This is a genomic window from Streptomyces sp. enrichment culture (assembly GCF_964273145.1).
Classification (GTDB): domain Bacteria; phylum Actinomycetota; class Actinomycetes; order Streptomycetales; family Streptomycetaceae; genus Streptomyces.
On record NZ_OZ186873.1, the window covers coordinates 2,847,545 to 2,867,187 of the forward strand.

17 protein-coding genes are annotated in these 19,643 nt (G+C 75.1%); 7 read left to right on the top strand and 10 right to left on the bottom strand.

Annotated features, from left to right (window positions below; translation table 11 throughout):
• Positions 1-221 precede the first annotated feature (221 nt).
• The 4 genes from ACSU6Z_RS12750 to ACSU6Z_RS12765 all read right to left on the bottom strand — a co-directional run bounded on the left by ACSU6Z_RS12750 (position 222) and on the right by ACSU6Z_RS12765 (position 3,282).
• The gene (locus ACSU6Z_RS12750; RefSeq protein ID WP_437045364.1) at positions 222-734 is read right to left on the bottom strand and encodes an EF-hand domain-containing protein; all 513 of its coding nucleotides are present in this window, start codon (positions 732-734) and stop codon (positions 222-224) included.
• Positions 735-911: 177 nt separating this feature from the next.
• The gene (locus tag ACSU6Z_RS12755; protein ID WP_437045366.1) at positions 912-1,292 is read right to left on the bottom strand and encodes an STAS domain-containing protein; all 381 of its coding nucleotides are present in this window, start codon (positions 1,290-1,292) and stop codon (positions 912-914) included.
• Between the two features lie 561 nt (positions 1,293-1,853).
• Positions 1,854-2,735, bottom strand: coding sequence for a formyltetrahydrofolate deformylase (purU, locus tag ACSU6Z_RS12760; protein WP_437045368.1), 882 nt, complete (start codon positions 2,733-2,735; stop codon positions 1,854-1,856).
• A 46-nt stretch (positions 2,736-2,781) separates the two neighbouring features.
• Complete coding sequence (locus ACSU6Z_RS12765; RefSeq protein WP_437045370.1) at positions 2,782-3,282, bottom strand: SCO4402 family protein; 501 nt, start codon at positions 3,280-3,282, stop codon at positions 2,782-2,784.
• Positions 3,283-3,399: 117 nt separating this feature from the next.
• On the opposite strand from ACSU6Z_RS12765, the gene ACSU6Z_RS12770 reads away from it, so the two are divergent.
• Positions 3,400-4,710: an ABC transporter substrate-binding protein gene (locus tag ACSU6Z_RS12770; RefSeq protein WP_437045372.1), complete on the top strand. Its 1,311-nt coding sequence runs from the start codon at positions 3,400-3,402 to the stop codon at positions 4,708-4,710.
• Between the two features lie 67 nt (positions 4,711-4,777).
• Here the strand turns inward: ACSU6Z_RS12770 and ACSU6Z_RS12775 are convergent, their stop codons facing one another.
• Together ACSU6Z_RS12775 and ACSU6Z_RS12780 are read right to left on the bottom strand one after the other, a co-directional pair.
• Positions 4,778-6,619 (bottom strand): hypothetical protein, encoded by a 1,842-nt coding sequence (locus ACSU6Z_RS12775; protein WP_437045374.1) that lies wholly within the window; start codon positions 6,617-6,619, stop codon positions 4,778-4,780.
• 220 nt (positions 6,620-6,839) lie between these two features.
• Positions 6,840-8,225: a transcriptional regulator gene (locus ACSU6Z_RS12780; protein ID WP_437045376.1), complete on the bottom strand. Its 1,386-nt coding sequence runs from the start codon at positions 8,223-8,225 to the stop codon at positions 6,840-6,842.
• A gap of 370 nt (positions 8,226-8,595) precedes the next feature.
• Here ACSU6Z_RS12780 and ACSU6Z_RS12785 point away from each other — a divergent pair, with 370 nt between their 5' ends.
• The 3 genes from ACSU6Z_RS12785 (at position 8,596) to ACSU6Z_RS12795 (ending at position 11,776) form a co-directional block, all read left to right on the top strand.
• Positions 8,596-9,249 carry a bifunctional DNA primase/polymerase gene (locus ACSU6Z_RS12785; protein ID WP_437045378.1) on the top strand — a complete coding sequence of 218 codons (654 nt, stop codon included), beginning with the start codon at positions 8,596-8,598 and terminating at the stop codon, positions 9,247-9,249.
• Positions 9,250-9,404: 155 nt separating this feature from the next.
• Positions 9,405-10,181 carry an ABC transporter ATP-binding protein gene (locus tag ACSU6Z_RS12790; protein ID WP_437045380.1) on the top strand — a complete coding sequence of 259 codons (777 nt, stop codon included), beginning with the start codon at positions 9,405-9,407 and terminating at the stop codon, positions 10,179-10,181.
• Complete coding sequence (locus ACSU6Z_RS12795; RefSeq protein ID WP_437045382.1) at positions 10,178-11,776, top strand: transporter; 1,599 nt, start codon at positions 10,178-10,180, stop codon at positions 11,774-11,776. The genes ACSU6Z_RS12790 and ACSU6Z_RS12795 overlap by 4 nt, the downstream gene beginning before the upstream one ends.
• A 22-nt stretch (positions 11,777-11,798) precedes the next feature.
• Here ACSU6Z_RS12795 and ACSU6Z_RS12800 read toward each other — a convergent pair whose 3' ends face one another.
• Positions 11,799-12,680 carry an alpha/beta fold hydrolase gene (locus ACSU6Z_RS12800; protein ID WP_437050285.1) on the bottom strand — a complete coding sequence of 294 codons (882 nt, stop codon included), beginning with the start codon at positions 12,678-12,680 and terminating at the stop codon, positions 11,799-11,801.
• Between the two features lie 533 nt (positions 12,681-13,213).
• The gene (locus ACSU6Z_RS12805; RefSeq protein ID WP_437045384.1) at positions 13,214-13,906 is read right to left on the bottom strand and encodes a metal-dependent transcriptional regulator; all 693 of its coding nucleotides are present in this window, start codon (positions 13,904-13,906) and stop codon (positions 13,214-13,216) included.
• A 270-nt stretch (positions 13,907-14,176) separates the two neighbouring features.
• Here ACSU6Z_RS12805 and ACSU6Z_RS12810 point away from each other — a divergent pair, with 270 nt between their 5' ends.
• Complete coding sequence (locus ACSU6Z_RS12810) at positions 14,177-14,932, top strand: SIS domain-containing protein (RefSeq protein WP_437045386.1); 756 nt, start codon at positions 14,177-14,179, stop codon at positions 14,930-14,932.
• A 79-nt stretch (positions 14,933-15,011) separates the two neighbouring features.
• Here the strand turns inward: ACSU6Z_RS12810 and ACSU6Z_RS12815 are convergent, their stop codons facing one another.
• Together ACSU6Z_RS12815 and ACSU6Z_RS12820 are read right to left on the bottom strand one after the other, a co-directional pair.
• Positions 15,012-16,415, bottom strand: coding sequence for a PAS domain-containing protein (locus tag ACSU6Z_RS12815; protein WP_437045388.1), 1,404 nt, complete (start codon positions 16,413-16,415; stop codon positions 15,012-15,014).
• A 414-nt stretch (positions 16,416-16,829) separates the two neighbouring features.
• Complete coding sequence (locus ACSU6Z_RS12820; RefSeq protein ID WP_437045390.1) at positions 16,830-17,939, bottom strand: citrate synthase 2; 1,110 nt, start codon at positions 17,937-17,939, stop codon at positions 16,830-16,832.
• Between the two features lie 488 nt (positions 17,940-18,427).
• On the opposite strand from ACSU6Z_RS12820, the gene pdxH reads away from it, so the two are divergent.
• Positions 18,428-19,114, top strand: coding sequence for a pyridoxamine 5'-phosphate oxidase (gene pdxH, locus ACSU6Z_RS12825; RefSeq protein ID WP_437045392.1), 687 nt, complete (start codon positions 18,428-18,430; stop codon positions 19,112-19,114).
• A gap of 286 nt (positions 19,115-19,400) precedes the next feature.
• Positions 19,401-19,640, top strand: a complete 240-nt coding sequence (locus tag ACSU6Z_RS12830) for a DUF6411 family protein (protein WP_437045394.1) — start codon at positions 19,401-19,403, stop codon at positions 19,638-19,640.
• Positions 19,641-19,643 lie beyond the last annotated feature (3 nt).

The following is a 19,643-nucleotide window of genomic DNA, read 5'->3' on the forward strand; positions in this document are numbered from 1 at the left end:
GAACAGACGACGCCGCACGGCCGTCCCGCCTTGCGAACAGCGGCACGCACCGCCTGGTCCGGAGCCGCCCCGGGGGCGGCTCCGGCACGGTTCGCGCTCGGGGCCACTCGCATCCCACCCAAGGTACCGGAGGCCGGTGCCGACTCCGGAACGTGACCGGCCGCGCGCAGGACACGATCCGGCATCTACGCTGCGTGACGCCCGAGGTCGTGCAGGGGGGCTTACTCGGGCACGGTGAAGTAGCGTGCGAAGGCCGGCACGACGTCCGGCTCCCCCACCATCCCGTCGCCGTCGGCGTCGAGCGCGGCGGCGGCCGACCGGGCCGCCTCGCGGGGCACACCCAGCGCCACCAGCGCGCGCACGGCGTCCTCGACCGTGATCGCGCCGTCGCCGTCGGTGTCGGCGACGTCCAGGGCCGCGTGCAGGAAGGGGCGGGCGATCTCGGCGAACCGGTCGGGGCTGTCACGCAGGCGCTTGACCGCGTCGCCCACGAACTCACCGCGCGTGATGCGCTGGTCGCCGTCCCGGTCCGCCATGCCCGCCATGCCCTGCCAGAACGCCTCGGCGCCGCCGTACAGCGCCTGCCCCTTGTCGGACCGGGCCGCCGTGCCGAACTCCTGGAGCAGCGCCTTGGCCGCGTCGTTGAAGTCCTCACGGTCGATGTACCCGTTGCCGTCCTGGTCGAAGGTGGCGAACCGGGCGGCGATCCTGCGCTCGTACTCGCTGCTGTCCATCTCTCTTCGGGCCGCCTTACGTCGGAGGGGTGCGTCTTGCTCGGAGCGTACGTCGACGGGGGCCGTCCAGGCGCCGGAAGGTGGGGGTTGTACCGGAACCGGGGGAACTCCGGGACAGGGGTGCGGCGGAGGGCGGGGGTCCGGTGCCGTGGCGGGCGGACGCCGCCCGCCACGGTGTCAGGCGGCCGGCGTGCGCGGCTCGTCGCCGGTCGCGGAGGCGAGGTCGGGGTGGACGTCGAACAGCCGGCGCACGCCCAGCGCGCCGAGGACGCGGTTGACGTGGGACCCGTCGGTCGCGCCCCGGGCCGGCAGGATCAGGCGCAACCGGCCCTGGCAGGAACGGATGAGGCGCCGGGCGGCGACGAGGACGCCGACGCCGCTGGAGTCGCAGAACAGGACCTCGGAGAGGTCGAGGACGAGGCTGTGGCGGCCCTGGGCCACCGCGTCGTGCACCCGCTGACGCAGCACCGGCGACGTCACCAGGTCCAGCTCGCCCGACACTTGGAGCACGGCCCATTCGCCCTGATCGGCCGCGTTTACATTGAACGTCACCACCACGCCTTTCGCTCGCCGGGACGTCCGGTTCGGGCCCGCCGGGCCAAAACGGAAGCAGCGCCTACGCTTCTTGGGCGCGCACCTGCCCACCGGCCGTTCCCGCAAACACCGCGCCGGAAACAAACTCCGATCAGAAAAGCCTTAATTAAGTCACTTTCAATCCCCTTTGATCAAACCTGATCAAAGGGTGGAGACGCGCGGGGAACCCGAGGAGCCCGCGGGATACGCGCATCACCGCCCGCGGGCCGCCCCGGGGCGCGCATCGCCACAAAGGGGCGCGTCCCGTCGGGCGCGCCGACTGCGTTCGAGGTGGCGGCGGGCGCCTGCCGGACGCCGCGGGGCGGTCGTCCGGATCATGCCGCGGAGGCGGGGGCCGGCACGCGCGTCCGCCACGTCGCCGTCACCCGCCGGCGCTCCGCGCCGTCCGTGCCGTCCGCGCCGTCCGTGTCGTCCGCGCCGGCCGCGCCGGCCCGCTCCCGCGCCTGCGGCCGCACGCGCCGGGCCCGCCCGACGGGCGCCGGACGGCGGCGCCGCCTCCGCGCCGTCCGGTCCGGACGGCAGCCCTCAGGCGAACACCACCGTCCGGCGCCCGTTGAGGAGGATCCTCCGCTCGGCGTGCCACTTCACGGCCCGGGCCAGCGCCTGGCACTCCACGTCCCGTCCGATGGCGACGAGCCCCTCGGGGGTGACGTCGTGGCCCACCCGCTCCACCTCCTGCTCGATGATCGGCCCCTCGTCGAGGTCGGCCGTCACGTAGTGGGCGGTGGCGCCGATCAGCTTCACGCCCCGCGCGTGCGCCTGGTGGTAGGGCTTGGCGCCCTTGAAGCTCGGCAGGAAGGAGTGGTGGATGTTGATGATCCGCCCGGCCAGCTGCTTGCACAGGTCGTCGGAGAGGACCTGCATGTAGCGGGCGAGCACGACGAGCTCGACGCCCTCCGCGCGCACGATCTCCAGCAGCCGCGCCTCGGCCTGGGCCTTGGTGTCCTTCGTCACGGGGATGTGGTGGAAGGGGACGTCATAGGAGGCCACCAGCTCGGCGAAGTCGGTGTGGTTGGACACCACACCGGCGATCTCCACCGGCAACGCCCCGATACGGGCCCGGAAGAGCAGGTCGTTCAGGCAGTGGCCGAACTTGCTGACCATCAGCAGGACGCGCATCTTCTCGTCGGCCCGGTGGATCTGCCAGTCCATGTGGAAGGAGTCGCCGATCGCCGCGAAGCTGGCGCGCAGCTTGTCCACCGTCACCGGGGCCTCAGCCGAGAAGTGGACGCGCATGAAGAACAGACCCGTGTCGTGGTCGCCGAACTGCTGGCTGTCCTCGATGTTGCAGCCGGTCATGAACAGGTAGCTCGACACGGCGTGCACGATGCCTTGCTTGTCCGGGCAGGAGAGGGTGAGGACGTACTGGGCGGCCGGGGCCGCGGCTCGGGTGGACTGCTCGTTCATGCAGGACAGGGTCCCATACCCGGCGCCCGCGCCGGCGGCCGTCCCGCTAGGCGGACCGGGTCAGGATCCGCAGCACCTCCAGGCTGCGCGGCGCCGCGTCCGGGTCGTCGCCGTCGGCGGTGGACAGCCGCATGTGCGCGTCGCGTGCCGCGCGCACCGCGTCCGGCCAGGACGGGTGGGCGAGGTAGGTCTGGACCGGGGCGTCCGGCCCGACCTCGTGCATGATCCGCAGCACGCGCAGCACGGCGGTGTCGACGAGCGCCGCCTCCTGCGAGTCGCGGAAGATCGTGCCGACGTACTTCTCCGCGGACCAGTGGTCCAGCCAGGTGTCCTCCACCAGGCGGTACACCGCGTCGGTGACGTCGCCGTAGCCGTCCACCCCGGCCAGCCAGACGTCCCGCTGGAAGTCCGGGTCGGAGAGCATGTGCAGCGCGGAGCGCACATGGCTGCGCCAGCGCCACCACGGCATGTCGTTCAGTGGCATGCCGCCCATGGTGGAGGAGCGGCGGCCGCGACGGGAAGTGTTCTCCGTACCTTGCACGGTCATCGATCGTACGTTCCCCTCCGCGCGTTCCCCACCGGCCCCCGCAATTCACCTCCGCGTCACCACGCATTGACCGGAGGTCGCTTCCAGGTTAGCCGTGTGAGGGAATCGTGCGGGTCCATGACCGGTAGGCGACGCAAGCACAGCATCCTCCTTTTCCGCCTCCTCACCCGGTCCGCCAGAACCGGCGTCCTGACCGCGGGCATCCTGACGGCCTGCACGTCGCTCGTCGCCGGCTGCGGGATCGTCCCCGGTGCCACGGGGGGCTCCGGGGGCGACCCGATCACCGTCATGACCTGGGCCCCGCAGGACACGGGCGCCACCAACAAACCCGGCATGCCGGCCTTCGCCCGCGCCTACGCCCGCTGGATCAACGCCCGGGGCGGCATCAACGGCCATCCGCTCAACGTCCTGACCTGCAACGAACACAACGACAGCATCGCCGCCGCCAGATGCGCCCGGCGCGCGGTCAAGGAGAACGCCGTCGCGGTCGTCGGCTCCTACAGCCAGCACGCCGACTCCTTCTTCCCCGTGCTCGAAGGCGCCGGCATCCCCTACATCGGCGGCTACGGCATCACCAACACCGAGTTCACCAGCCCCTTGTCCTACCCGGTCAACGGCGGCCAGCCCGCCCTGCTGGCCGGTCTCGGCAGCGCGCTCGCCCCCCGCTGCGGCCCCGTCACCCTGGTGCGCCCCGACACCATCGCGGGCGACCACCTGTCCGCGCTGCTCGACTCCGGCCTGGCGGCGGGCGGGCACGCCCCGGCCGACGACCAGCGGGCGCCGGAGGACGCCACCGGGTACGGCGACCAGGCGCAGCGGGCGCTGCGGGAGGCGACCGCCGATCCGCTGGAGGAGGGCTGCGTGGTGCCCGTCCTCGGGGACCGCACCAGCACCTTCATGGACTCCTTCCGGCGCGAGCGCGAGGACTACCCCGAGGTCCGCATCGGCACGGTGCTCGGCAGCGTCGACCAGACGACGATCACCGCGACCGGCGGCCCGTCCGGCCCGTACGAGGGGTCCTACGTCACCGGCTGGTACCCGGCCGCGAGCGATCCGCGCTGGAACGGGATGAAGCAGGTGATCGACCAGGAGGCGTTCGGCGACAACAGCATCGACGCCGCGGACGCCGGGGTGCAGACCACCTGGATCGCGTACACCGTGTTCAAGGAGGTCGTCGAGGCGCTCGGCGACCGCGAGGTGACCGCCGACGCCCTCACGCGGGCCCTCGACGACGGGCTGAAGGTCGGCACGGGCGGGCTCACACCGGAGCTGCGGTGGCGGTTCCAGGACAAACTGGCCTCGGTGGGCTTCCCGCGCCTGGTCAACACCGACGTCACCGTCCAGGTCGTCCGAAACGGGCGCCTGGTGTCGGCCAGGGAGGGTGCCGTCGACACGACGAGGACGCTGCGGGAGGCCGAGGTGGCCTGAGCCGGCCGCCCGGCCGGGCCCCGGTCGGAGCCCGGGGCCCGGCCCCTGGGACTCCAGCCCCCCGGACTCAGAGCTGGGACCCCTGGCGCTGGGTCAGGCCCATCTCCCGCGCGATCTCGTTCCACAGGCGGGCGGCTTCCTTCTTGTGGGTGTTCGCGGTCCCGCTCGCCCGGTTGCCGGCCTGGGCGTGGCCGGTGGTGCGGGCCTGGCCCTTCTTGCAGCCGTTCTTGCCCGCGACCTGGTCGGCCCAGGCCGCGTAGTGGCTGTCGGCCGAGGCCGACGCCTGCCACGCCTTGGTCAGTTCCTCGGTCAGTGTGGCGTGGTTCGGCAGCCGGTCCACGGACAGTTCCCGCAGCCGGGTGACGAGGCCGGTGCGCTGCGCGGCCGCGTCCCGCAGGCTCGTGGCGGCCTGGGCGAGGTTGTCGCAGGACCGCACGTCGGCCACCGCCTCGATGACGGCGGCCCGGCTGCTGCCGCTGTCGGCGAGCAGCTTGTCCAGTTCCACGGCCTGCTCCCGGGCCGGATCGACGGCCGGCGGCGCGGACGACGCGGCGGTCACCGGGGCCGTCGCGGAGACGGGCTGCTTGCCGTCGTCCCCGTCGCCGTCACCGCCGCCCCCGCCGGCGAGCAGCGCCCCGGCCCCGACGCCGACGACGGCGAGGCCCACCCCGACGGCCGCGAGCAGCGGCACCCGCGAACCGGCCCGGCCGCCGCGCCCGCCGCCGTGGCCGCCCGGGCCCCGCGGGGCGTACCCGCCGGGGCCCTGCGGGGCGTAGGCGGCCGGGGCCGCGGCGTACGGGGGCGGCGGCTCCTCGACGAGCGGCAGCTGCTGGGTGGAACCGGCCGAGCCGTCACCGCCCGAGGCGTCGCGGAAGAGGTTGTCGAACTCGGCGGGCGGCTGCCGGTCCGCGCCCCCGCCGGGCGCGGCACCGTACGGCGTGCCGGCGGGCACGGGCGCGATGTACTGCGTGGCCTCGGCGTCCGGCCCGGAGGCGGGCGGCACGGGACCGGCCGCGGCACCCGGCTGGGAGCCGTGCGGCACCGGGCCCAGGAACCGGGTCTCCTCGGACGGCGGGCCGGCCGGTCTCTCGGGCGGCAGCGCCCCCGAGGGGACCGGCGGTATGTACTGGGTCGCCCCGTCGTCCGCGGGCGGCGCGGCGGGCCACGGGTACTGCGGGGCCGCGTCGGCGCTGCGGACCGGCGGCAGGTACTGGGTGGCGCCCTCGTCGACGGGCGGCGGGGGCGCGGACGCCGGCCCGCCGTACACCTCGCCGTTCGCGCCGCTCCCGCCGTACCCGGGAGCGGGGGGACCGTACGGCTGCCCGACGGCGCCCTGCGCCTGCCCGGTGGCCCCGTACGCCGGGCCGGGAGCTCCGTACGCCGGGCCGGGGGCCCCGTACGACGGACCGGGGGCGCCCTGCGCCTGACCCGCGGCACCGTACGCCTGCCCGGGGGCCCCGTACGACGGACCCGCGGCACCGTACGCCGGGCCGGGGGTCCCGTACGCCGGATCGGGGGCCCCGTACGACGGACCGGGGGCGCCCGGCGCCTGACCCGCGGCACCGTACGACGGGCCGGGAGCTCCGTACGACGGACCCGCGGCACCGTACGCCGGGCCGGGCGCGGGGGGCGGCGCCTGGGTGCCGTACGCCGGGGGCTGTGTGCTCCCCGCGGGCAACGGGCCCGGGTGGTCCCAGGGTTGGGCGGGCGGTGCCTGCCAGCCCTGGCCCGGGGCGGCGGGGGCGACCTGGCCCTGCTGCTGCTCCGGGCCCCACGAGCGGTCCCAGGCCGGTCCGCCGGCCGGGCCCGTCCGTCCCGGCGGCAGGGGGCCGCCGCCGTCGGAGGGCAGCACGACGCCCTCGCGCACGGGGCCCGCCGAGGGCTGCTCGCCCTGTCCACTCTGCGTCACCGGGACTCCTACGAATGGGGGACCTTCGAATCGTCGGCTCACGCTACCGGGTCCCCAGAGCCCCGTGCCAAGCAGCGGGGCGTGATCCCGTTCCCCGCGGACTCCGTGAAGGGGCCGCCCCGCGGGCGCTGTTCGTGCCGCCCCCCTCACGTCCCGCGCGCGTTCCCCACGGATTCACCCACGGGCACCTCGGGCGTTCACCGCCCGGGCGCCGGTGCGGTCACGCGGCCACCTGCAGTTCGAGCCGGGCCCCGAACTCCCGTACCACCGGCTCCTCCCGGTAGGGCTCCAGGCGCTGCTGGAAGTCCTCCAGGTACTCGGCGCCGCGGTTGGAACGCAGCGTCTCCAGCAGTTCCACCGCTTTCAGGCCGGTGTCGCAGGCCTGCTCGATCTCGCGCTGCTGCACCTGCGCGGTGGCCAGCAGGACGTAGCCGATCGCCCGCCTGCGCGCCCGCGACTCGGGGTGCCCGGCCAGGGCCTCCCGGGCGCTGCGGGCCGCCGCCTCGGCCTGCCCCAGGTCCCGGTGACAGTGCGCCAGCTCGTCGGCGAGGTAGGCCTCGTCGAAGTGGGCGATCCACGCCGGGTCGTCACCGGAGTCGGCGACGGCCGCCTCCAGCGCGCTCACCGCGCGCCCGGCCGCCGCCTGGGCCGCCCGCGCGTCGCCCATCAGCGCGTGCCCGCGCGCCTCGGCCGCGTGGAACATCGACTCCGCGCGCGGGGTCACCCGCCCCCGCGCGCCCTCCTGCGCCGCGCGTGCCAACTGCGCGATCTCGCGCGGGTTCCCCAGTTGCGCGGCGAGGTGGCTCATGGACGCGGCGAGCACGTACCCGCCGTACCCGCGGTCGCCCGCCGCCTGGGCCAGGCGCAGCGCCTGGATGTAGTACCGCTGGGCGAGCCCGGGCTGCCCGGTGTCCACGGCCATGTACCCGGCGAGCTCGGTCAACCGGGCCACCGTGGCGAACAGTTCGCGCCCCACCGCCTCGCGGTAGGAGCCCGCCAGCAGCCCGGAGACGACGCTGTTGAGGTAGTGCACGACGACCGGGCGCACATGCCCGCTGCCGTACTGGTGGTCCAGCTCCACCAGGGCCTGCGTCATCGCCCGTACCGCCGCCACGTCGGACCGGCCGACCCGCGGCCCGGCCGTCCGCGCCACCTGGGGGTCGGGCGCGGAGATCAGCCAGTCGCGGCTGGGCTCGACCAGCGCGGAGGCGGCGACGGACGACCCGGACAGGAAGTCCCGGCGCCCGACGTCGCTGCGCCACAGCTCGCAGACCTGCTCGATGGCCCCCAGCACCGTCGGCGAGAACTGGAGGCCGACGCCCGAGGCGAGGTTCTTGCCGTTGGCCATGCCGATCTCGTCGATCGTGACCGTGCGGCCCAGCTTGCGGCCGAGCGCCTCGGCGATGATCGCGGGCGCCCGGCCCCGTGGCTGCTGCCCGCGCAACCAGCGGGCGACGGACGTCTTGTCGTAGCGCAGGTCGAGGCCGTGTTCGGCGCCGACCATGTTGACCCGGCGGGCGAGCCCGGCGTTCGAGCAGCCCGCTTCCTGGATGAGCGCCTGCAGCCGTTCGTTCGGCTGCCGCGCGACGAGAGGCCTTGCGGCCATGGCGTACCCCCTGAGGCTGCGGTGCCTGCCCGCGCACCGGGTTGTCGTGTCCTTCGCGGCCGGCCCCCTCGCGTCCCGGCGGGAGGATCCGGTCGTGAAGATCAATGCCCCGTCCATATGCGGAAAATGCGAAGCTTGCGAGGATTGCCGAAGTAACGGCTGATGCCGCCCCAGACGTGGCTACCCAGCCCCGGCCACGGATCCTCACGCGCGCCCCCGCACGTGCAACCATGCGCCCTGGGAACCGGATCGGTGCTCCTCCCCGCGCAGGAGGGCAGGGCGCGGGTCCGGCGGGCCTGTGCCGCGAGGGGGGTGGCGGGAGACGGGCGGGCGCCCGTAACCCGGGATGGGCGCGGGAGTTGAGTTCCACGTGGAAGAGACGATCCCGGGAACCCAAGCCGCTCAGATTCCACGGCAGCGCGGTACGTCGCTGCTGGAGGCCGCCGTCCGCTACGCCGAGGAACGCCACTGGGACGTGTTCCCCGGCACCTGGCTGGAGGCCGCCGACGGGACACAGCGCTGCTCCTGCGGTGACCCGGCGTGCGCCGCCCCCGGCGCACACCCGGCGCGTGCCGACTGGGCGACCCAGGCGACGGGCAGCGCGACCGCGGTCCGCCGCATGTGGCAGAGGCAGCCGGCGGCGTCGATCCTGCTGCCCACCGGGCGTACGTTCGACGTGATCGACGTGCCCGAGACCGCCGGCTTCCTCGCGCTCGCGCGGATGGAGCGGATGGACCTGACGCTCGGCCCGGTCGCGCTGACCCCGGACCGGCGGATGCAGTTCTTCGTGCTGCCGGGGGCCGCGGCGAAGGTGCCGGACCTGGTGCGCAGGCTGGGCTGGTCGCCTTCCTCCCTCGACCTGACCGCGCTCGGCGAGGGCGCGTACGTGGCCGTCCCGCCGACGCGGGTCGGCACGCGCGGGGCGGTGCAGTGGGCGTGCCGTCCCACACCGGCGAACCGGTGGCTGCCGGACGCGGAGGAACTGATCCCGCCGCTCGCCTACGCGTGCGGCAGGGACCGGTAGCCGGCGCCCGCCGTCCCGCCCCGCCGGGGCCCTCGGGCGGACGCGGGGGCACCGCGGCCGGACGCGTCGCGCGGCGGTGCCGTGCACCGGCGCGGTCCCGCGCTTCCTCGGGCGGCGCCCTCCCACCGTAGGGTTTCCCCCAACGGAGGGAGAACGTGGTGAGCGGTAACGCCGTACGTGTGCAAGGGCTTTGGAAGCGATTCGGGCAGCAGGTCGCGGTGGCCGGGGTCGATCTGGAGCTGCCCGCGGGGAGGTTCATCGGGCTGGTCGGACCGAACGGGGCGGGGAAGACCACCACGTTGTCGATGGTGACCGGACTGCTGAGGCCCGACCAGGGCGCCGTGGAGGTCGTCGGGCACGACGTGTGGCGGGACCCGGCCCGGGTGAAGGCGCGGATCGGGGTGCTGCCGGAGGGCCTGCGGCTGTTCGAGCGGCTGTCCGGGCGGGAACTGCTCGCCTACACCGGCCGGTTGCGGGGCCTGCCCGGCGCGGAGGTCGACAAGCGGGCCACCCAGCTGCTCGACGTCCTCGACCTGGCCGGGTCCCAGCACAAGCTGGTCGTGGACTACTCGACCGGCATGCGCAAGAAGATCGGACTGGCGGCGGCGCTGCTGCACAATCCCGAAGTGCTCTTCCTGGACGAGCCGTTCGAGGGCGTCGACCCGGTCTCGGCGCAGACCATCCGGGGCGTCCTGGAGCGCTACACCGCCTCCGGCGCCACCGTCGTCTTCTCCTCCCACGTGATGGAACTGGTGGAGTCGCTGTGCGACTGGGTGGCCGTCATGGCCGCCGGGCGCGTCCGCGCCGCCGGCCCGCTCGCCGAGGTGCGCGGGGAGGCCGCCTCGCTCCAGCAGGCGTTCCTGGAGCTCGTCGGGGCGCGGGGCCGCGACGCCGGATCCGACCTGGACTGGCTGGGCGGTGGGGTCCGATGAGTGCCGCCGGGGCCTCCCTGACCCCCGTCCTGGTCCGGCTGAAACTGTCGCTGCTGCGCAACGGGCTGCGCCAGTCGGGCGGGCGGCGGGCGGCCTACGTCGCCTCCGTCGTCGTCACGCTGCTGTTCGCCGCGCTGCAACTGGCCGGGCTGATCGCGCTGCGCGGGCACGCGCACGCCGAGTCGCTGATCGTGCTGCTGGTGGCGGTGCTCGCCCTGGGCTGGGCCGTGATGCCGCTGTTCTTCCCCAGCGGGGACGAGACCCTCGACCCGACCCGGCTGGTGATGCTGCCGCTGCGCCCCCGGCCGCTGGTGCGGGCCCTGCTCGCGGCCTCCCTGGTCGGGGTCGGGCCGCTGTTCACGCTCTGCGTGCTCGCCGGTTCCGTGATCGCCGTCGCGCACGGCGGGGCGGCGTTCGCCGTCGGCGTGGTCGGCGTCGTGCTGGCGCTGCTGGTGTGCGTGGCACTGGCGCGGGCGGTCGCCGCCGCCAACGTACGGCTGCTGACCAGCCGCAAGGGGCGGGACCTGGCGGTGCTGAGCGGTCTGGTCGTCGCCGTCGGGGCGCAGATGGTCAACTTCGGCGCGCAGCGCATCGGCGCGTCCGGGCTGTCCGAGCTGGCCCCGCTGGGCGACGTGCTGCGGTGGGTGCCGCCCGCGTCGGCGATCGGCGCGGCGGACTCGGCGGGTGACGGGGCCTACGGGGCGGCCGCCGCCCAGCTCGCGCTGAGCGCCGCGGCGCTGGTGGCGCTGGTGTGGGTGTGGGCGCGGCACCTGAACCGGCTGATGACCGCACCCGACGGCTCCACGCTCCCCACCGGGGAGCGGCCCGCCCGCGAGCGCGGCGCCTCGGGGCTCGCCCGGCTGCTGCCCCCGGGCCGCACCGGCACCGTCATGGAGCGCAGCCTGCGGTACGTGTGGCGCGACCCGAAGACCAAGGCGGCGTGGGTGACCTCGCTGGCCATCGGTCTGATCGTGCCGGTCTTCAACGCCTGGCAGGGCACCGGCTCGGTCTACCTCGCCTGCTTCGCCGCCGGGATGCTCGGCCTGCAGATGTACAACCAGTTCGGGCAGGACACCTCCGCGTTCTGGATGGTCGCCATGACCATCTCCTCGCGGCGCGACGCCTACGTCGAGCTGCGCGCCCGCGCGTTCGCCCTGCTGCTGATCACCCTGCCGTACGCCACCCTCGTCACCGTGGCGACGACGGCGATGCTCGGCGACTGGCGGACCCTGCCCGAGGCCCTCGGCCTGTCCTTCGCGCTGCTCGGCGCGATGCTGGCGACCGGCGCGTGGACCTCCGCCCGCTTCCCGTACTCCATCCCGCAGGAGGGCTACAAGAACGTCGCCCCCGGGCAGACCGGGCTCGCCTGGATCTCGATCCTCGGCGGGATGGTCGCCGCGGCCCTGCTGTGCGCGCCCGTCATCGCGCTGGTGGTCTGGCGGAGCGTCGGCGCGGGCGGCGACGCGTGGACCTGGCTGCTGCTGCCGGCGGGCGCGGCGTACGGGGCGGTGCTCACGGCGGCCGGCCTGCGGCTGGCCGCACCGCGGACCGCCGATCGCCTGCCGGAGATCCTGGCGGCGGTCAGCAAGGGGTGACGGCGCCGGCGGGCGCGCGGTGTCAGCCCTCCCGGAGGCCGTCCAGGAACGGTTCGATCGCCGCCCGCCAGGCCTCCGGCTGGTCGTAGTGGACGAGGTGGCCGGCGTCGGCCACCTCGGCGTACCGCCCGCGCGGCAGGACGCGGACCATCTCCTGCGCCTCGGCGCGGCCCAGCGCGCCGTCGAGGCCGCGGACGACCAGGGCCGGGCACCGGACCTGGGCGAGCTCCTCCCAGTGGGCCTCGTAGACCCAGGCCTCGCGGGAGCGGAGCATCTGCTCCGGGTCGAACACGGGCCGCCAGCCGTCCGGGGACTCCGCCATCACCTCGGCGTAGAACTCGCCCCGGGCCGGATTGGGCCGCTCCACCCAGGGGTCGTCCTCGCCGAACCACCTGCGTACGTCGGCGAGCGTGGCGAAGGGGACGGGCCAGGCGCGGAACCACTCGGCCCACTCGTGCTGCGAGGCGGCGCCGAGCGCGGAGGCCCTCATGTCGCAGATGATCAGTCCGTGGACGAGGTCGGGGCGTTTGGCGGCGAGCTGCCAGGCGGTCAGCGCGCCCATGCCGTGGCCGATGACGACGGCCGGGGCGAGGCCGAGCTGTTCGAGGGCGGCCTCGGCGTCCTCGACGTACGCCTCCCGGGTGTACGCCCCCTCCGGGGGCTTGTCGCTGCGTCCGTGGCCGCGCTGGTCGAGCGCGACGGCGCGGTGGCGCCCGGACAGCCAGCGGGCCGTGGGTGCCCAGTGGGAGGCGCGGCCCATCAGGCCGTGGAGCAGCAACACCCCCGGCGCGCCGCCCCCCTCCCCCTGACCGCCCCTCACCGGGTCGGTCTTGGGTGGGTCGCCGAACTCCCAGGCCGCGAGGCGTACGCCGCCCGCCCCGGTCACGTCGATGCGCCGCGCCATAGGTCCTGACACCCCCAAGCTCCGCTCGGACCGCCCGTCCCGCTCGGGCCGGCCGGTCCTGTGAACCGTGCCCTGCCTGCCGTGCTGTCGCCGTGGTCCCGCCCTGTCCGCCGCTCGCGACGACCGCAGCCTATCGAATACACATTCGAAAATGGCATTCCGGTGAGCAACACCCCTCCTTCGAGTGACACCTCTCGGGGATTGGCCGCCGCCACCGGGGGGAGATCTTCATCAGGAGGCGGACCGCTCGGGGAAACAGGTCCGCGGGGGATGACCCTGAGAGCTCGGGGCTCCGGGTCAGCACAGGGGAGGACAGGCCCCGGCGCCGCACGGCGCCGGGGCCTCCACCGTCTCGACGGCCCACCCTCGCCCCCTCCGGCAGACGGCCCTCACGTCGTATGCCTCACGCGACAGCCTCGCACGCGAAGCGCCCCGGCGCCGCGGTTCGGCGCACCGGACCCCGGATGCGGCGGGATCGAAACCGTGCCGCACCATCCCCCGCCGCCCGGTGGCCGACGCCCGCGGAAGGCGGCTCAGCGCTTGGCGACGAACACGTGGGAGGCGACGTCCGCCCCCAGTTCGGCCGCCTCGCCGCCACTGCCCACCAGGACACCGCCGGGCGACTCCGTCACGCTCACCACCGAGCCGGGCTGCACACCCGCCCGGCGCAGCGTGTACATCAGCTGCGCGTCCGTCTGGATCGGCTCGCCGATCCGGCGCACCACGACCGTCTTGCCCTCCACGCCCGGGTCGAGCTCGGCGAGCGAGACCATGCCCTCGTCCAGGAACGGGTGGGCGCCGTCCTTCTCGCCCAACTCCTCCAGGCCCGGGATCGGGTTGCCGTAGGGGGACTCGGTGGGGTGGCGCAGCAGCTCCAGCACACGACGCTCGACGGCCTCGCTCATCACGTGCTCCCAGCGGCACGCCTCGGCGTGCACCTGCTCCCATTCCAGGCCGATCACGTCCACGAGCAGGCACTCCGCGAGCCGGTGCTTGCGCATCACACGCGTGGCGAGCCGACGGCCCTCCTCGGTGAGCTCCAGGTGCCGGTCCGGGGCGACGGACACCAGGCCGTCGCGCTCCATCCGCGCCACGGTCTGGCTGACCGTCGGGCCGCTCTGGTCGAGCCGCTCGGCGATCCGGGCACGCATGGGGACCACGCCTTCTTCCTCCAGCTCGAGGATGGTGCGGAGATACATCTCCGTGGTGTCGATCAGTCCGGACATACGTGCCCCTCGATGAGATCTGCCGGAGACTCGACGGCACTCCGGCACGCGTGCGCTGGCCCTGGAGTCAATTCTGACGCATACCGCCGACAACCGTGCCCCGTCGGTGCGGCGGCGGGGCCGGACGGGATCGGGAGGGGTACGCGGGGGCACGGCGGCGGTGCCGCCCCGCGCGGGCGGTCGCCCGCGCCCCCGCTCCGGCCGTATTGACAGCGCACTGGTCCGGACCGCACCGTGATCCGCGACACAGCCACACCGAAGGGGCTCCGCATGAGCGACCGCAAGCTGGCCGGCCACTTCCTCGACGCGGCGATCGGCCTGCTGGAACGCGTCCGCGACGAGGAGGCCGAGCCGATCGCGGCCGCCGGCACGCTCCTGGCCGACACGGCCGCGGCCGGGGGCCGCCTGTTCGCCTTCGGTGCCGGTCACTCCTCCCTCGCCGCCCAGGACGTCGTCTACCGCGCCGGCGGCCTCGCCCTGATGAACCTGCTCAGCGTCCCGGGCACCACCGGTGTCGACGTGATGCCCGCGACCCTCGGCTCCGCCCTCGAACGCGTCGACGGACTCGCGAGCGCCGTCCTGGACTCCTCCCCCGTCCGCGCGGGCGACGCCCTGGTCATCGTCTCCCTGTCGGGCCGCAACGCGCTGCCCGTGGAGATGGCCGTGAACGCCCGCGCGCTGGGGGTGAAGGTCATCGGCGTGACCTCGGTGGCCTACGCCGGCGAGACCAGGTCCCGGCACGTCTCGGGGACGTTCCTGAAGGACCACTGCGACGTCGTCATCGACTCCAAGATCGCGGTCGGGGACGCGGAGCTCACCCTCGACACCGTCCCCGCCCCCTTCGCCCCCGCCTCCACGGTCGTCGCCACGGCCCTCCTGCAGGCCGTGCTGGCCACGACCGCCGGCGTCCTGGCCGACCGCGGCATCGAACCGCCGCTGCTGCGCTCCGGGAACGTGGACGGCGGCCACGACTGGAACGGGCGGGTGCTGGAGCGGTACCGGGACCGGATCTTCTACCGGCGCTGACCGGCGGCGCCCCCTTCCGCGCCCCGACCCGGACGGCGCCCCTCAGGACCCCGGAGCGCCCCGGCCCGGACGGCGTCCCTCAGGACCCCCGGAGCGCCCCGGCCAGGTCCAGCGCCGCCGCGATCCGCACCGCCACGTCCTCCGCGTACGCCGTGTCGGACCGCTCGAAGGGGCTGCGCCCGGCGCCCCGCAGGAACGTCACCACCCCCAGCGTCCGCCCGCGGCTGCGCAGCACCGCGCACAGCGCGTGCACCGCGTCCGGCGGCCACTGCCGGGCCAGTGCCCAGGCCCGCGCCCGCTCGGCCGGGACCGCGCCGGCGCCGGCCCGCACCGACCCGGCCCGCACCACGCTCTGCACCGCCGGATGCCCCTCGCCGTACCGCAGGGGAAGCCCCGCCATACCGGGCTGCCGGCTCGGGCCGGGCGCGCCGGAGGGGGTGGCCGCCACCCGCACCAGACGCACCGGCTCCGCCTCCTCCGCGTCCGTGTCCGACGGCGCCGGACCCGCCACCCGGTCGATCAGGGCGTGGTCGGCGAACCCGGCGAGCGCGAAGTCCAGGTGGACCGTCGCCGCCTCCACCGGGTCCTCGCACTCGGCCGCCGCCCGGGCCGCCCGGTGGAGCTGGTTGGTGCGGAACCGCAGCAGGGCCGCCTCCTGCTCGGCCTGCCGGGACTCGGTGACGTCCTGGAACAGCCAGCCCACCCCGAGCGGCACCGGCTCCTCCGCCAGCGGTGACGACAGCCGCAGGAAACCGCTGCGCCAGCAGCGCCGCCGCTCCCCCTCCGGGGTGCGCACACCCACCCAGATCTCGGCGGGCGCGGGCGGCGGACCCTCGGCCAGGACGTGCGTCAGCGCGCTCTCCAGCTCCTCCACACCCTGGGAGAGCAGCTCCCCGAGCGGCCGCCCCAGCACGGCCGCGCGCCGCACGCCCAGCGCCCGCGCGGCGTGGGCGTTGACGACCGCGGGCCTCAGGTCGGCGTCGACGAGGACGACACCCCAGCCGGCGTCCTCCAGCAGGGCCTCGCTCAGCGCGATGGAGCGCTCCAGGTCGATCTGCGCGTGCACCTCGCTGAAGGCGCAGTACACCCCCGCGGGCTTGCCGTCCGGGCCGCGCACGGCCGCGGACTGCGTCCGCACCAGCACCCGGCCGCCGTCCTTGGTCACCAGCGCGAACTCGTGCACCTGCCGCCCCGGGGCGCGCATGGCGGACATCAGCCGCTCCTCGACCTCGCCGGCGTCCGCGCTGCGCACGGCCCACCCGGCGAAGCCCCGCCGCCCCACGGCCTCGGCCGCGCTCCAGCCGAGGATCCGCTCCGCCTCCCGGTTCCAGTGCGTGACGACGCCGTCGGCGTCGAAGGCGCACAGGGCCGCGTCCATGCCGTCCAGCAGCGCGGCGAGCAGGTCCGCCCCGTCCCGCTCGGGCTGCTCCGGCTCCTCCGGCCCCAGCTCGTCGGTGGTCCCACTACGCCGGGAAGCACTCACCTGGACCCCCTGCAGGCTGCGTCCGCCGTTCGGCACGTCGGTTCGCTCACTGGTCCTCATTCAACTCGAACGTGACCCAGCGCACACCGGGTTCCCGGAAGATTGCCGGGAATCGCCCGCAGGAGAAGCCGTTCCCCGCGGAAAAAACGGTTGAGCGGCGGCCGGGCCGGTCCCTAGGGTGTGAGGTACACGAGAAGGGAGGTGGTTCGGCAGATGTATGGAAACCGGACGCGTGAGGTGGCTGCGGGCTAGCGGCCCGGCACCCCACCGAGTGCGGTGCCGGACCGGCACGTGACAGACGCGTGCAGCCGGCCCAATCCCGAGCAGTCACCCGACCCGCGAGTCGCCGGTACGTCCGGCCGGCTCCTCCGCTGGAGGAACCCGACTCGCGGGTCGTCTGCGTCCCCGGGCCCGTCAGCGGGCGACGGCCGCGGCCTCGTCGTACCCCTCGATCCCGCGCGGGTCGCGCGGGCCGGGGCCGATGTAGCGGGCGGAGGGGCGGACCAGGCGGCCGGTGCGCTTCTGTTCGAGGATGTGGGCCGACCAGCCGGCCGTGCGGGCGCAGGTGAACATGGACGTGAACATGTGGGCCGGGACCTCGGCGAAGTCCAGGACGATGGCCGCCCAGAACTCGACGTTGGTGGCCAGGACGCGGTCCGGGCGGCGGTTGTGGAGCTCCTCCAGGGCCGCCTTCTCCAGCGCCTCGGCGACCTCGAAGCGGGGGGCGCCCAGTTCGCGGGCGGTGCGGCGCAGGACGCGGGCGCGGGGGTCCTCGGCGCGGTAGACGCGGTGGCCGAAGCCCATCAGGCGCTCGCCCCGGTCGAGGGTCTTCCGCACGTACGCCTCGGCGTCCCCGGTGCGTTCGATCTCCTCGATCATGTGCAGGACCCGGGAGGGGGCGCCGCCGTGGAGGGGGCCGGACATGGCGCCGACGGCTCCGGAGAGGGCGGCGGCGACGTCCGCGCCGGTGGAGGCGATGACGCGGGCGGTGAAGGTGGAGGCGTTCATGCCGTGCTCGGCGGCGGAGGTCCAGTAGGCGTCGACCGCGGCGACGTGCCGGGGGTCGGGCTCGCCCCGCCAGCGGATCATGAATCGCTCGACGACGGACTGCGCCTTGTCTATCTCCCGCTGCGGGACCATGGGCAGGCCCTGGCCGCGGGCGGACTGGGCGACGTAGGAGAGGGCCATGACGGCGGCGCGGGCGAGGTCCTCGCGGGCCTGGGCGGCGTCGATGTCGAGGAGGGGTTTCAGGCCCCACACGGGCGCGAGCATGGCGAGGGCGGACTGCACGTCGACGCGGACGTCACCGGAGTGCACGGGGATCGGGAAGGGCTCGGCGGGCGGCAGGCCGGGGTCGAAGGCGCCGTCGACGAGCAGGCCCCAGACGTTGCCGAACGACACGTGGCCGACCAGGTCCTCGATGTCGACGCCGCGGTAGCGCAGGGCGCCGCCCTCCTTGTCGGGTTCGGCGATCTCCGTCTCGAACGCGACGACTCCTTCGAGCCCGGGTACGAAGTCGGACATCAGGCGGCTCCTCGTGATGTGGCGGTCGGCTGGCGGACGTGGCGGACGTCCGGCGGATCCGCGGTCCTGCGGCGACTCGCGGTCCTGGACGGTTCCCCCTGTGGTGCCCCGCGCGACCGGGGGTCGCCCCCGTCGGCCGGCACCAGCACGATATCCCCGGGTGCCACGCTTGGGGAGGGTTCGCGGCACTCGGTGCCACGCGGTGGCGCGGGCCGCCGGGGACGCGGGACCGGGGCCGGGGGCCGGGGGCCGTCGTCCGGCTCGTGCCGCGGACGCGGGGCCGACCGGTGCCGTCGCTCCGCCGCGGCTCGGTCCGAACGCCCCGCGACCGTGGCCGGCGGGTGTGCTTCGACCATCGGGCCCCCGGGACCGCCGAGGCCGCGGGGGGCGTCCCGGGACTTCTCGGGGGTGTCGCCCCCCGCCGCCCGCGGGAGGTGGGCGGCGGGCCCGGTCCGGGTTCCGCCACCGGGCCGGGGCCCGTCCGCGGCATGAGGCAAGATGACCGCGTGACCGACCGAGACGCCGTTCCCTTCGATCTCGCCTCGATGCGCAAGCAGTACCGGGCCGAGGGGCTTGCCGAGGCCGACCTGGCCGCCACCCCCGTCGAGCAGTTCGCGCGCTGGTTCCGGCAGGCCGCGACGGAGGGCGGGATGTTCGAGCCGAACGCCATGGTCGTCTCCACGGCCGACGCCGGGGGGCGGCCCAGCTCCCGCACGGTGCTGCTGAAGCACTTCGACGAGCGGGGGTTCGTCTTCTACACCAACTACGGCTCCCGCAAGGCGCGCGACCTGGCGGAGAACCCGCACGTCTCGCTGCTGTTCCCGTGGCACCCGATGGCCCGGCAGGTCATCGTCACGGGCGAGGCGCGGCGTACGGGGCGGGACGAGACGGCCGCCTACTTCCGCACCCGGCCGCACGGCTCCCAGCTCGGGGCGTGGGCCAGCACCCAGTCGTCAGTGGTCGCCTCGCGCGCCGAGCTCGACGCCGCGTACGCGGAGCTGGCCGCCCGGTACCCGGAGGGCGAGCAGGTGCCGGTGCCGCCGCACTGGGGCGGGTTCCGGGTGGTGCCCCGGACGGTGGAGTTCTGGCAGGGGCGGGAGAACCGGCTGCACGACCGGTTGCGGTACGTGGCCGGGGCGGACGGGGTCTGGCGGGTGGAGCGGCTCAGCCCGTGACGCCCGGCGGGCCTCCCCGGCGCCCCGGTCGGCGGGGCGGCCGGCGGGGTGGCCGGCGGGGCGGCCGGCGGGGTGGCCGGCGGGGCGGCCGGGCCGCGGCCCGTGCGGTGGCTCCGGTCCGCGCGGTGGCTCCGGTCCGCACGGTGGCTCCGGTCCGCGCGGTGGCTCCGGTCCGCGCCCGGGACGGGGCGAGTGTTCCCGGCGCGAGCGGGCACGCGGTCCACAGCGGACGCGCGGCGCGTGTCCGTGTCCGGCCCCACCGTCGAGACCTCAGGAGTCCCCCGTGATGATCGTCGGCGTGATAGGCGCCTGTGTCCTCCTGGCCGTGCTGGCCTTCCTCCTCCCCCGGTTGTCCCGGCACCCGCAGAACGGTGCCCAGCGCGCCCTCGGGGCCGGTTCGCGCACCGGCTCCAAGGCCCCCGGCCCGCTCGGGCGCCTGCTCAGCAAGCCCTTCCGTTCCAGCTCGCGTGCCATGGGCCGCAGCGGCTCCGCCGGGCGTCGGGCGCGCCGGCGCCTCGGGTTCTGACCA

What these genes read in the sequence shown, in the direction of transcription:
- ACSU6Z_RS12750 (WP_437045364.1), bottom strand. Translation starts at nt 734, where the DNA reads ATGGACAGCAGCGAGTACGAGCGCAGGATCGCCGCCCGGTTCGCCACC.
- purU (WP_437045368.1), bottom strand. Translation starts at nt 2,735, where the DNA reads ATGAACGAGCAGTCCACCCGAGCCGCGGCCCCGGCCGCCCAGTACGTC.
- ACSU6Z_RS12765 (WP_437045370.1), bottom strand. Translation starts at nt 3,282, where the DNA reads ATGACCGTGCAAGGTACGGAGAACACTTCCCGTCGCGGCCGCCGCTCC.
- ACSU6Z_RS12770 (WP_437045372.1), top strand. Translation starts at nt 3,400, where the DNA reads ATGACCGGTAGGCGACGCAAGCACAGCATCCTCCTTTTCCGCCTCCTC.
- ACSU6Z_RS12780 (WP_437045376.1), bottom strand. Translation starts at nt 8,225, where the DNA reads ATGGCCGCAAGGCCTCTCGTCGCGCGGCAGCCGAACGAACGGCTGCAG.
- ACSU6Z_RS12795 (WP_437045382.1), top strand. Translation starts at nt 10,178, where the DNA reads ATGAGTGCCGCCGGGGCCTCCCTGACCCCCGTCCTGGTCCGGCTGAAA.
- ACSU6Z_RS12800 (WP_437050285.1), bottom strand. Translation starts at nt 12,680, where the DNA reads ATGGCGCGGCGCATCGACGTGACCGGGGCGGGCGGCGTACGCCTCGCG.
- ACSU6Z_RS12805 (WP_437045384.1), bottom strand. Translation starts at nt 13,906, where the DNA reads ATGTCCGGACTGATCGACACCACGGAGATGTATCTCCGCACCATCCTC.
- ACSU6Z_RS12810 (WP_437045386.1), top strand. Translation starts at nt 14,177, where the DNA reads ATGAGCGACCGCAAGCTGGCCGGCCACTTCCTCGACGCGGCGATCGGC.
- ACSU6Z_RS12820 (WP_437045390.1), bottom strand. Translation starts at nt 17,939, where the DNA reads ATGTCCGACTTCGTACCCGGGCTCGAAGGAGTCGTCGCGTTCGAGACG.
- pdxH (WP_437045392.1), top strand. Translation starts at nt 18,428, where the DNA reads ATGAGGCAAGATGACCGCGTGACCGACCGAGACGCCGTTCCCTTCGAT.
- ACSU6Z_RS12830 (WP_437045394.1), top strand. Translation starts at nt 19,401, where the DNA reads ATGATCGTCGGCGTGATAGGCGCCTGTGTCCTCCTGGCCGTGCTGGCC.